We start from the raw sequence: 12,487 nt of genomic DNA on the forward strand, positions 1-12,487 counted from the left end.
AACAGGGTACAAGCAGGACAACAGGCAAATCCGATAGGGATTTTTGGCATTATCCTACCACAACCTTGACCAATTATGCTAAAATAACCCGTTTATTTCGTCATTTTGGAAAACCCCGTCATGAAAGTCGCCACGTTTGACCCAAAAGCCCACCAAAGCACCGCCACTAACACAATTCATAACAACAGTCACGATTTGCCTGTGCAAAATGTCGCCGACATCAGCGACAAAAAGACCAAAAAAGTCTATATCGTCACGCAAGGCTGTCAGATGAATGAATATGATTCTGAAAAAATGGGCGATGTGCTGGGTCAATCGCATGGCATGGTCGTCACCCATGACATCAATGAAGCTGATGTGCTACTCATGAACACCTGCTCCATCCGTGAAAAGGCGCAAGAGAAGGTCTTTAGTGAGCTTGGCAGATGGCGTAAACTCAAAGAAAAAAATCCAAATCTCGTCATCGGTGTCGGTGGCTGTGTGGCATCCCAAGAAGGGGATAATATCCAAAAACGCGCACCCTATGTCGATATGGTCTTTGGTCCGCAGACCTTGCACCGCTTGCCTGAGCTGTACGAACAATCCACCAAACAGCACGACGAACTGCCAAAAAACCGCATCGGCGTGGTTGATGTGTCGTTTCCAAGTATCGAAAAATTTGACTTTTTGCCTGAGCCAAAGGTCGAAGGCTACAAGGCGTTCGTCTCTATCATGGAAGGCTGTTCAAAATACTGCTCATTCTGCGTCGTGCCTTATACCCGTGGCGAAGAGCTGTCCCGTCCGCTTGATGATGTCTTGGCTGAGATTGATGCTTTGGCAGAGCAGGGCGTGCGTGAGATTAATCTGCTTGGTCAAAATGTCAATGGCTATCGTGGCGAAAAAGACGACGGCACGATTTGTCGCTTTAGCGAGCTATTGCACTATGTCGCGCATATCGATGGCATCGAGCGTATCCGCTACACCACAAGCCACCCGCTAGAGTTCACCGATGACATCATCGATGCGTACAAGAGCATTGATAAGCTTGTCTCGCACCTGCATCTACCTGTCCAAAGTGGCTCAAACAACATCCTAGCTGCGATGAAACGCAATCACACGGTGGATGTGTATATCAATCAGATTAATAAGCTCAAAGCGATTCGTCCTGATTTGCACTTATCGAGTGATTTTATCATCGGCTTTCCCGGTGAGACTGATAGCGATTTTAATGAGACGCTACAGCTTGCCAAGGACTTGGATTTTGACCATTCGTACAGCTTTATTTATTCAAAACGCCCGGGCACGCCGGCATCTGAGCTGCCTGATGATGTCAGCTTTGAGACCAAAAAAGCTCGCTTAGCACAGTTTCAAGAAGTCATCAAAGAATCCACCTTTGCCAAGACTCGTGCGATGGTCGGTCAAGTGGTGCGTGTGCTTGTCGAAGAGCCTGCCAGTCGCTACGAAGGCTATCTGCATGGTTCGGCGGATAATACTCGCTCGGTGGTCTTTGCCGGTGATGAGTCATTGCTGGGTAAATTTGTCATGGTCAAAATCACTGCCGCCAAAAGTATGCACCTAGTCGAAGGTGAGCTGGTCGAAGTCATCGGCTAAGTTTGGTAGCTAAGTTTGGTAATTATTTGTGGCAATTATTTGTGCTAATTATTTGATAATCAAGGGAATGTGATGGCGATAGCGCAACAAATCCGATTGGCAAGACGGGCTGATTTGCCACGACTGGTTGAGATTTTTAATGAAACGGTCGATGACAAAATCGCTCATGCTAGCCTGACACCGCACACAGTCGATGGGCGGATGGCGTGGTTTGAAGCGCATAATGACGCCACTCGCCCTATCTATGTCGTCGTCGATGATGGGCAAATCGTCGCTTGGGCAAGCTTTAGCGATTTGTACAGCTTACCTGCTTATCACATCACCGCTGAGATTAGCCTGTATATCACCAAGCCATATCATCATCGTGGTATGGGCAAATCACTGCTGGCATTTATGCTATCGGTCGCACCTAAGCATGGTATTGATAATGTCGTGGCGCTGATTTTTCAGCATAATTTACCAAGCTTATCACTGTTTGCGCAGTTTGATTTTGTGCAATGGGGCGTATTGCCTAAGGTGTGTGATATGGATGGTTTTTTGGCGGATACGGTGATTATGGGACGGCATTTGACCTAGCACCAACAAGGATGAGCGGTATTTCGTGGTAAATTTTCCAAAATGGCATCTAAAGTCGGCTTGGTCTGAGAGTGAGCCTGTGGCAGGTGTGTGCCTGACTGAGCTGGGTGTCGGCGTGGCTGTGGTGAGTGAGTACGCAGGGCAGGCGCATTTGCTCGATGCGGTATTTGTACCTTGTGTCGATGCGATGGCGCATGGCAAGGTGCTCGACCAAGCCAAGCTTAGCCAAGCGCTCATTCATGCCATCAGTCAGCTGTCCATGCCTGTGCATCAGGCGGTCGGATGTGTGCATGATGACGTCGCCATGAGCACTGTCATTGAGCTTGCCGGCTGTCTGAATGATGATGAAATCGAAGCATCTATCCTGATGGATGCAGAGCGATATATCGCCCAAAGCTTGGATGGCGTGTGCTTTGATTTTGTGGTATTGGCACAGTCGCCCACGACAACCACAGTGCGGCTCGTGGTTGCGCACAAGCAAGCGGTGGATACCTGCCTTGAGATACTAGCAACCGCAGGTCTAGACGTCAAGGGTGTTTCCGTCTATGCAGATGCGATGCGTCAAGCTATACAGCAGTTTGTGGCGGATGCACAGACGGATGATGTGGCGATTTTGGATATTGCACATCAGCAGACGCAGTTGTTTGTTTATCAACACGGGCAGTTTAGCCACAGGCAGACTTATTTATTTGGTGTATCAGAATTAGCAATCAGCACCGAGCCTGCGCATGACGCATCATCAAGCGCGCCATCAGATTTATCATCAACATTCAACATGGGCACTGACATACCATCAGAGCAAGGGTTGGATTTTTATCAATTTTTGATGCAATATCAAGATAATCAACCTTATCAAGATAGCCAAATTAATCAAACCAAGCAAGCTTATCAAGCCAATCAAGATAACCAAACGCATGACCAAGTCAAGTATCATGACAAAGACGGTCAAGACAGCCAAGCGTATCAAAGCAATCAAATTTTAAATACGCATCACGAAGCACAAGCAGACACACACCATCAATCCATCCAAGCCCAAGATGATTATCAGCTTGTCTTTGATGATGAAGTAGTCAGCCAAGCTGTGCCTTGCCATCATGCCAAAGTCATGCATCAAGACTATCAGCCATTGGTGGGGCGTTTGGCATCTGTATTGCAGGCATATCAGGCACATCAGGGTGCTTTGCCACGTCGTGTGTTGATTTGTGGGCTGTCAGCAGATACATGGGCGGGGCTAGATACGCAGTTGGCGGCAGCATTAGATGTACATCATGACATCCAAGTCGCCTTTGCAGCTGCCGAGATACAAAAACTTGGTGCGCAGTCATCTGATGATGCACGATTATTGCCTGCGATGGCGTTATCATTGATCCAATCGGGCACGGATGTCAATTTGCTACCGTGGCGAGAGTGGCGACGTGAGCGGATGACTCAGCAGTTTTATCGGCGATTTGTGTGGTTCATAGCCGTGCTTATTTCGTTGATTGCGGTGGTGGCTGGGTATTTGATGTACCAAACGCATCGCCAAGAAGCCATCAATCAAGCCATCATCCAGCGTATCGATGATAATCAAGCCAAAATCCGTGAAAAACAGCATCTAGAACAACAGCTTGCCAAATCCAAAGAGCAATTACAGGCACTCGATGGGGCGCAGGCGTGGCGTAAGGTCATTTATCGTTGGCAACAGTTGGCGCAGTTATTGCCATCGGGCGTGTATTTGGATGGTGTTCAACAACAAGGCGACACCGTCACGCTGACAGGCATGGCATTATCGGCCAATCAGGTGTCAGGCTTGAGTGCATCGCTTGAGACATCAGGGCTATATACAGATGTGCTTGTGGTGTCATTACAAAGTGTGGACGCTCAGAACCGTGATAAGGTACGTGGTGCAATGAGTTATACCATCACCGCCCGATTGTTGGATGTGGATACTGCTTTACTTGATATGACGACCGAGCAATCAACAGCAGCATCTGATTTGAACCAAGCATCAGCGCCATCAGTACAAACAAGCCAAACCAATGATTGGCAACCCCAAGATGTCAAAGAGCAAACCCAAACCCAAAATCAAGCTCAGGGGGTGAATGGTGAGTAAATCAGAACTATTGGCATTGTGGCAGTCGCTCAACCAAGTCAATCGCCACAACATTGGCACAGCGCCACGACAGGTGCAGATGGTGGTGATGGCATTGGTGGTGCTGGCTGTGCTTGTGTTTGCATGGGGGCTACTCATTGCACCAAGCTATCAACGGCTAAACGCTGCCCAAAGCCAAGAGACGACCTTGATTACACAGTATCAGCAGACGTATCAGCAGGCGCAGGCATTTGAAGCAAGTCGCTTGGCGATGATGGATGAGCAGGCCAAACGCCAAGCCAAGCTTGATGCCTTGCCCAAATCAGCGCCGATGACCCAAATCGTCGGACTGCTCAACACAAAGGCGCAGATGCAAGGCGTTAATATTGATAGTGCAACCGTGCAGGCGGTGAGCGAGCAGACGCACTTTGATGAAAGGGCGATACAGGTTGTGGCGACAGGCAGTTATCATCAGCTTGGACAATGGCTCACCGATGTGGCAAATAGCGGATATGTGCTTGGTTTGCGTGATTTTGATTTGCGTTATGAGTCATCGGATAGACTGCGAATGAGTGCGATGATGATTGCTTATCAAGCCAAAAAGCCCGAGAGCACCGCCGCCAACTCTGATACGCAAGGAGTGGCAGATGGTAAATAATCGGCGGACGAAGTGGCAGATTGGGTGGCAGATAGTAATTGTGCTACCAATGATTTGGCTTGTTGGATGTGGCGATAGTATCGAAGAAGAGGTAACGGCAAAATTAACCCAAGCAACTCATCAGCCGACATTGCCTGTGGTGACACAGCGTGATGTCGATGAGAGTGCCATCAGTTATCAAGCAGGTAATAATCCATTTGATAATCCTGTGCGTGCCTATGCTCATCATATCGCAGATAGTGCGATTTCGGCGATGGCACAGCAACAAGCCCAAGCGGATAAGCAGGCAAGTAATCAAGCAAATAATCAAGCGGACAAGCAAACAGACAATAAGCAAGCCGACAAACCTGCCACATCCCAAGACAACCAAACGCTAAGCAGGACGCAGTCAGCAGATAAGCACATATCTAGCCCGCCTAGCCCTGTCAAGCACAGTCCGCCACCCATGCAAGCATCCGAGCAGCCATTGGGGGATGTGGTGGCGATTGATAATGCTCGTCCCCGTCAGCCGCTTGAAATGTTTGAGTTATCACAGCTGACGTATCAAGGCAATCTAAGTGATGGCGAGCGTATGATAGCCATCATCAAAAGCCCCGATGGGCGAGTACATCAAGTAGCACAAGGGCAGTATCTAGGGCGACATCATGGACAAGTGGTATCCATCACGCCGATGGCAATCATCATCCATGAAGCGCTGATGGCGGCAGATGGGCGATATTATCGCCGTGATGCGATGATGAGATTTGGTCATAAGTAGTTGTATATGAATAAGCAAACCTATTTTCAATCAAAACACCGATACATGACGCTGATGCTGTCACTGTCAGCTTGGATGGCACAATCAGCCGCCGCCCAAGAGGTGCCAACACAGACTACCGCAGAAACGACGAATGCTGTGGCGAAGCAGACAGCCGATACACCGCTTTATACAGGCAAGCCTATCAGCCTTGAGTTCGCTGATATGCCTGTGCGAGCGGTGCTTGATGTGCTTGCGGGTTTTACAGGGATTAATATCATCACCGATGATAGCGTCACGGGCAATATCACCATTCGCATGACCAATGTGCCTTGGGATCAGGCGTTTGATGTGGTGATGCAGATGCGTAATTTATCCGTGCTCAAAAATGGCAATGTCTGGATTGTCAGCTCAAAATCCATCCAAACCAATCAGCCAATCATCAGTGAATATATCCGTCTGCATTATGCATCTGCTGATGAGATGATGGCATTGATTTTGGGCGAAAAAACCCAACGGGGCAATATCAATCAAAGCAGTCGTCGTGATGGTATTAATCGGGTAACGCCAATGACACGTTATCAAGAAACAGACGAAACCGTCATCACCACAGAGCGTGCCAGCTTATTATCGGACAAAGGCACGGTGTCAGTGGATAAGCGTACCAACACGCTCATCATTCAAGATACCGCCCAAAGTGTAGCAAATATCAAAAATCTCATTCGCGCCATTGATATTCCTGTGGAGCAAGTGATGATTGAAGCACGTATCGTGTCGGTAAACGAAAGCTTTGGCAGACAGCTTGGTGTACGACTCGGCGCACAAGCATCGGTGGGTAATGTGCAGGTGTCAGGCTCTCAAAATTCGCTGTGGCAGATGCGCAATCAAGGCATGAATGCAGGCGAGTACAACACCAATTATCAAAGCGTGAATCTGGGTGTGGCAGATGCGATGGGGCGGATTGCTTTTGGACTCTTGAACTTGCCCGAAGGGATTTTGGACTTAGAATTATCCGCCATGCAAGCTGAGAATCAAGGCGAGATTATCTCAACGCCAAAGGTGCTCACCGCAGATAACCAAATCGCACGCATCTCATCAGGCGTACAAATCCCGTATCAAGAAACCACCGATTCAGGCGCAACAGCTACCACGTTCAAAGAAGCGGTGTTGTTACTAGAAACCACGCCAAACATCACCCCTGATGGCAAAATCGCCATGAAATTGAGCGTCAAAAACGGCAACCCAATCACCACGCTTGGCAATATCTCCATCCAAGAAGACGCCATCGAGACCAATGTCATTGTCGAAGATGGTCAGACGGTGGTGCTTGGCGGTATTTATCGACAAAATAATGCCAAGCAAACCAATAAAGTCCCCGTGCTTGGCGATGTGCCGCTGCTTGGTCGGCTGTTTCGCTATGATGACAAAGGCGATGAGAAGTCCGAACTGCTGATTTTTATTACGCCAAGATTGGTCAAATAATCCCAAAATGCCGATGTCGATGGGTGCGATGGTCATCAATGATGAGCAAATTGCGGATAAATTACGCTTGTCAACAAAACAAAAACGCAAAAACAGTAGCATCAAAACGCCAAAACTTGTATCATAAGGTATTTTATGATGATCGGATTTTAAAATAACCATAAAATAACCACAAGCAAGTTGGTGTGTGTAATCGCCCCAAAATGGGATTTGTGCACGGTTATTTTAAATTTTGATGCGTATATTATCAAAAGCTATCAGTTTGGAATTATTCAATGCAACAAGAGGATTCGGCAGTCATTGAGGAAGTGGTTGTCGAAAAAACCAACACCGCTTTATCACGACAACTGCCAGCGATTTTTTTGGTAGGTCCAATGGGTGCAGGCAAGACGACGATTGGTAAGTTGCTTGCTAAGCATTTGGGACGTGAGTTTATTGATTGCGATTGGTATATCGTCGATCAAACTGGTGCTGATATCCCGTGGATTTTTGAAAAAGAGGGCGAGGCAGGCTTTCGAGATCGTGAGACCCGTGCCTTGATGGATTTGACGGCGATGCCAAACATCGTGATGGCAACGGGTGGCGGTGCGGTCGGTCGTGCCGAAAATCGTGAATTGCTCAAAAAAGGCTTTGTGATTTATTTGGATGCCAGTGTCGATACCCAGCTATCTCGCACCAAAAAAGACAAAAATCGCCCCCTGTTACAATCAGACAATCCCCGTGCTGTACTTGAAGAATTGTACCAAAAACGCAATCCGCTGTATCGTGAAGTGGCGGATATCATCGTGCCGACAGGGCGAGCTTATCCCAAGCAGATGATTAGCGATATTTTAGAAATATTAAAAAATTATAATGGCAAAATCCGCCAATCATAAATTGTGCCATATTGCCAACAAGCGTGTCGTATCAAGGAAAAAATTTATGTCATCAGCTACATTGACAGTCAAAACCCAAAGCCATGATTATCCGATTTTTATTTGTGCAAGCGAAGACGCACCTGATTTGGCAAGTCAGATTGTCCCATTTATCAAGGGTAAACAGGTGCTGATTGTCAGTAATGATGTGGTTGCGCCACTGTATTTAGCACCATTGCATCAGTCGCTAGAGACGGCAGGCTTTACGGTGGTGGACTGTGTGCTGCCTGATGGCGAAGCTTATAAGAATCAAGACAGTATCAATGCGATTTATGATAAACTGCTTGAATATCATTTTGCCCGTGACTGTACGCTGATCGCTTTAGGTGGTGGCGTGATTGGAGATATGACAGGCTTTGCGGCGGCAAGCTTTATGCGTGGGGTGAACTTTATCCAAGTGCCGACGACCTTGCTTGCGCAGGTGGATTCTAGCGTCGGTGGCAAGACAGGTATCAACCATCCACGTGGCAAAAATATGATTGGTGCGTTTTGGCAGCCACAATGCGTGCTGGCTGATATGGCGACTTTTAAGAGCCTGCCAGATCGAGAATTTGCCGCAGGTATGGCAGAAGTGATTAAGTATGCCTTAATTATGGATGCTGACTTTTTGACTTGGCTTGAGACTCATGCTGATGCCATCAATGCCAAAGATGGCAAAATCCTAGGCGAGATGGTTTATCGCTGTTGTGATTTTAAGGCGCAAGTGGTCGCCGCTGATGAGCGAGAGTCGGGCAAGCGTGCACTGCTGAATTTTGGTCATACCTTTGGTCATGTCATCGAGGCGCATCAAGGCTATGGCGCATGGCTGCATGGCGAGGCGGTAGCAGCAGGCATGATGCAGGCGGCATTGATGTCAGCCAAGCTTGGCTTGATTGGTGCCGATGATGTATCACGCATTGAGCGAGTGCTAAAGGCATTCCATCTGCCGACCGTACCGCCTGTGATTGCTGTGGATCAGGCGCTGGATTTGATGGGTCATGACAAAAAAGTCCAACAAGGCAAGATTCGCCTAGTGCTACTGCGTGCCATCGGCGATGCCTTTGTGACGGCTGATTTTGATTTGGCAGTGCTCGAAGAAGTGCTGTCAGCCAATCATTGATAATTTAATAGTAATACACTCAAGGTTAAGATTATGTCGCAAAATCAAGCGATGAGCTCAAAATATTTTCGCCGTCAATCCAAGTTTTGGCTGATTGGTGCAGGCGTGACAGCGGTGGCTTGGCTGTTGGTTTGGCTAACGTCGAGCGCACCTGCCATCATCAAAAAAGACAAGCCAAAAGAAGAAGAAACTCAAGCGGTGGCATTGCCAACTCGTATTGAGAACTTTGTGGATTTGGCAAAAGAAGTTAAGCCAATCGATTTTGCAACCTTAGTGCGTGATATGCGTACTTATCCTGCGGAATTTAAGGATAAGACCTATTTTGAAAATATCGCCAACAAGTACACTGTTGAAGTGATGGATGTGCTTGAAAATGAAGTGATTGTTGATTATTTGGATGGTCGCAGTGATCGCAAGCAGTATGCGTATTTTCGCTATCTAGATGCCAATAAAAAACCACGCTATGTGCTGACTTATGGGCAATTTGCCACGGCTGACGAAGCCAAAGCTGCCATCACGACAGCCAATTTGGGACTGCCAGAGAGTGTGACGCCAACAGCAGTATTGGCAAAAGATTATTTAACCAAAATTGATAATTATATGCGTGCTGATAGCATTGCTGATATGTCAAGCAATCAGCCACGACGCATCAATTTGCAAGCGACCAAGAGTGAAATTCCGGTCAAAGCAGCTACCCGCGCTGACCAAGATTTGGTACAACGCAGTGTAGAGAGTGCACAGGCAAGAGAGCAGGCACGCCTAGAAGAAGAGCGTCGCCGTGCCCGCATGGAGACAGCTAGAGCACAGCTGAATCAACAGCAGTCAGCAGTGAATGAAGAGCGTAGCTATACACCGCTGACAGAAAATCCAGCACCGCAACAACCTGAGCCTGCACCTGCACCTGCACAAGAAGCGCCAAAACCACCAACAGTTGCGCCAGCAGCCAAGCCTGAGCCAAAAGCTGAGCCTAAGCCAGCAGCGCAAGGTGCAGGTGGTGATGAAGCAGCGACAGCACAATAATTAAGTAAATTAAACAAATAAGCGAATACTGATAATCAAAGGATAATCATGACAACGCCAGATGCACAAAGCGTTTTGGAAATGCTCAAAGCAGGTAATGAACGCTATGTGGCAAATCTTGCCAGTACTGAGAATATTCGCATTCCGCCACCAACTTTGGTCAAGGAACAAAAGCCCAACGCCATTATTCTAGGCTGTTCGGATGCTCGAGTGCCTGTTGAGCTGATTTTTGATCAGGGTTTGGGGGATTTGTTTGTCATTCGTGTGGCGGGCAATGTCGTCGCCCCAAGCCAAATTGGTTCGGTGGAATTTGCCGCTGAGAAATTTGGCACACGCCTTGTGGTGGTGCTTGGTCATTCACATTGCGGTGCGGTGACAGCCTGTATCGAAGCTTTGGTAAATCCTGAACAGTATTATTCGCCAAACTTACAATCCATCGTCGATCGTATCCGCCCAAGCGTGCTTAATCTGCATGAGATTGCCACTGCATCGGGCGATGATGTCGATATGGATGAGCTCATTGACCGCTCAATCCGTGCCAATGTGCGGATGTCAGTCGGGCAACTGCGTCACGGCTCACGCATCCTAGAGGATATGGTGGATGCAGGGGATTTGCTCATCGTCGGTGCTGAATATGATGTGGCGACAGGCCGAGTGAAATTTTTGAACGCATAACACATAACATAAGTTTGTACACATAACAAAAGAGGATAATATGACGATTAAACAACCTGCCAACGCCCTAACCGCCAATGGTGTCAAAGACATCCCTGTGGCGTCCGAAGGCTTTATTTATAACCATACCATGCTACGAGTCAAAGACCCTGTCAAATCGCTTGAGTTCTATACTGGCGTGCTTGGCATGACTTTGCTTAAGCATCGCACCTTCCCTGATGCGAAGTTTGATTTGTATTTTCTTGCCAAGCTGACTGAGGATGAGCGTAACAGCTTGCCAGCAGGCGATGAGCTCAAAGACTTCGTCTCACGCCAACGCAGTATTCTTGAGCTGACGCACAATTATGGCACTGAAGATGATGACAGCTTTAGCTATCATGATGGCAATAGCGACCCACGAGGCTTTGGGCATATTTGCTTTAGCGTGCCAAACCTTGCCGATGCAGTGGCGTGGTTTGATGCCAATGGTGTCGAATTCAAGAAACGCCCCGAAGAAGGCAGTATGAAAGACATCGCCTTTATCAAAGACCCTGATGGCTATTGGGTAGAAATCATTGAGATTAATAACAATCGATAATTACCCGTCTGCGTGATGGCGTTTATCAACTACAAAAAACACCCAATCTGATAAAATTGGGTGTCAATAAAAAATGGCGCACCTAGCGGGAATCGAACCCACGACCTTCAGCTTCGGAGGCTGACACTCTATCCAACTGAGCTATAGGTGCAAATGTGATGAATCGGTGGCAAATTCTAGCAAGTTTTTATAAAAATTGCCATCATTTGCCCAAAATTAATCATAAAAATCGCAAAATACTGCCAATTTTTGACAAATCTTGCTAAATTTTAACAGATTTGATAAAAAACATGGCATTTTACCTGCTTTTTCCCTTATAATAGTAGGGAAAATTTTGTATCGTTAGAACAGGGCAACAATCACGATGTTGATGCACTGTTTGACACACCCAGAGCGATGGCTCAAGGCTATAAAACGAGATGATGACAATGAAAAAAGCGGTTATGTTATCTGTTGCTACATTGTTGGCGGTTTCAACAATGGCAACCCAAGCACAAGACAATGCTGCAAAGCCTGCCGAAGCAACGGCGGCAGCAACTACTGAAGCAGCACCTGCGACAGACGCACAAGCACCAGCAACCGATGCTGCTGCCCCTGCTGATGCAGCAGCGACAGACGCTCAGCCTGCAGATGCAGCGCCTGCACCTGCCAAGCCTGCTGAAGAAGCACCAAAGGACTCACCACAAGTGGCAAAATTGGTGGCGGCATATCCTAAGCTGATTGCTCGCATCGAGCCTGTTGGCAAAGTGTGTTTCTCTGACGAAGAAGATAAATGCGATATCAAAATCGTCTCATTGCCACCTGCAGTCGAAGGTCAAGCACGTGATGGCGACGTACTGTACAAAGCTATCTGCTCAACCTGTCATGATGCTGGTCTGATTGGTGCACCAAAAGTTGGCGATAAAGGCGCTTGGGCACCACGTATCGGCAAAGGTACAGCCACACTGTACAACAGCGCAATCAATGGCTTTAATGCAATGCCTGCCCGTGGTGGCGCAGACATTTCTGACGACGAAGTCAAAAATGCTGTTGACTATATGATTAGCCAATCAAAATAATCTGTAGTATTGCACAAATCCTAAGCTGCTC

General features: G+C 47.6%; 12 protein-coding genes and 1 tRNA gene. 12 read left to right on the top strand and 1 reads right to left on the bottom strand.

Annotated elements, in window-relative coordinates:
• Positions 1 to 120 precede the first annotated feature (120 nt).
• From miaB to gloA, 11 genes are all read left to right on the top strand, one after another.
• Positions 121 to 1,590, top strand: a complete 1,470-nt coding sequence (gene miaB / locus B0680_RS09180) for a tRNA (N6-isopentenyl adenosine(37)-C2)-methylthiotransferase MiaB (RefSeq protein WP_078254799.1) — start codon at positions 121 to 123, stop codon at positions 1,588 to 1,590.
• Positions 1,591 to 1,662: 72 nt separating this feature from the next.
• Positions 1,663 to 2,166: a GNAT family N-acetyltransferase gene (locus tag B0680_RS09185; RefSeq protein WP_078254800.1), complete on the top strand. Its 504-nt coding sequence runs from the start codon at positions 1,663 to 1,665 to the stop codon at positions 2,164 to 2,166.
• Positions 2,167 to 2,191: 25 nt separating this feature from the next.
• Positions 2,192 to 4,258 (top strand): pilus assembly protein PilM, encoded by a 2,067-nt coding sequence (gene pilM, locus B0680_RS09190; RefSeq protein ID WP_078254801.1) that lies wholly within the window; start codon positions 2,192 to 2,194, stop codon positions 4,256 to 4,258.
• Positions 4,251 to 4,895 carry a type IV pilus inner membrane component PilO gene (locus B0680_RS09195; RefSeq protein WP_158078321.1) on the top strand — a complete coding sequence of 215 codons (645 nt, stop codon included), beginning with the start codon at positions 4,251 to 4,253 and terminating at the stop codon, positions 4,893 to 4,895. The genes pilM and B0680_RS09195 overlap by 8 nt, the downstream gene beginning before the upstream one ends.
• Positions 4,885 to 5,652, top strand: a complete 768-nt coding sequence (locus B0680_RS09200) for a pilus assembly protein PilP (protein WP_078254803.1) — start codon at positions 4,885 to 4,887, stop codon at positions 5,650 to 5,652. Before B0680_RS09195 ends, B0680_RS09200 begins: the two co-directional genes overlap by 11 nt.
• Before the next feature lie 6 nt (positions 5,653 to 5,658).
• Positions 5,659 to 7,113: a type IV pilus secretin PilQ gene (locus B0680_RS09205; protein ID WP_228143790.1), complete on the top strand. Its 1,455-nt coding sequence runs from the start codon at positions 5,659 to 5,661 to the stop codon at positions 7,111 to 7,113.
• 275 nt (positions 7,114 to 7,388) lie between these two features.
• Entirely contained in the window at positions 7,389 to 7,988 is a 600-nt protein-coding gene (aroK, locus tag B0680_RS09210) for a shikimate kinase AroK (protein WP_078254804.1), read from the top strand.
• A 46-nt stretch (positions 7,989 to 8,034) separates the two neighbouring features.
• Positions 8,035 to 9,126: a 3-dehydroquinate synthase gene (gene aroB / locus B0680_RS09215; RefSeq protein WP_078254805.1), complete on the top strand. Its 1,092-nt coding sequence runs from the start codon at positions 8,035 to 8,037 to the stop codon at positions 9,124 to 9,126.
• Between the two features lie 33 nt (positions 9,127 to 9,159).
• Positions 9,160 to 10,146 (top strand): hypothetical protein, encoded by a 987-nt coding sequence (locus tag B0680_RS09220; RefSeq protein ID WP_078254806.1) that lies wholly within the window; start codon positions 9,160 to 9,162, stop codon positions 10,144 to 10,146.
• A 48-nt stretch (positions 10,147 to 10,194) separates the two neighbouring features.
• A complete protein-coding gene (locus B0680_RS09225; RefSeq protein WP_078254807.1) occupies positions 10,195 to 10,821 on the top strand; it encodes a carbonic anhydrase in 627 nt (208 codons plus the stop codon).
• A gap of 40 nt (positions 10,822 to 10,861) precedes the next feature.
• A complete protein-coding gene (gene gloA / locus B0680_RS09230) occupies positions 10,862 to 11,398 on the top strand; it encodes a lactoylglutathione lyase (protein ID WP_078254808.1) in 537 nt (178 codons plus the stop codon).
• A 74-nt stretch (positions 11,399 to 11,472) separates the two neighbouring features.
• Here the strand turns inward: gloA and B0680_RS09235 are convergent.
• Positions 11,473 to 11,549 (bottom strand) — tRNA-Arg (locus B0680_RS09235).
• Between the two features lie 268 nt (positions 11,550 to 11,817).
• On the opposite strand from B0680_RS09235, the gene B0680_RS09240 reads away from it, so the two are divergent.
• Positions 11,818 to 12,456 carry a c-type cytochrome gene (locus tag B0680_RS09240; protein ID WP_078254809.1) on the top strand — a complete coding sequence of 213 codons (639 nt, stop codon included), beginning with the start codon at positions 11,818 to 11,820 and terminating at the stop codon, positions 12,454 to 12,456.
• Positions 12,457 to 12,487 lie beyond the last annotated feature (31 nt).

It is taken from the genome of Moraxella pluranimalium, assembly GCF_002014825.1.
In the GTDB taxonomy this organism is placed as follows: Bacteria; Pseudomonadota; Gammaproteobacteria; order Pseudomonadales; family Moraxellaceae; genus Moraxella; species Moraxella pluranimalium.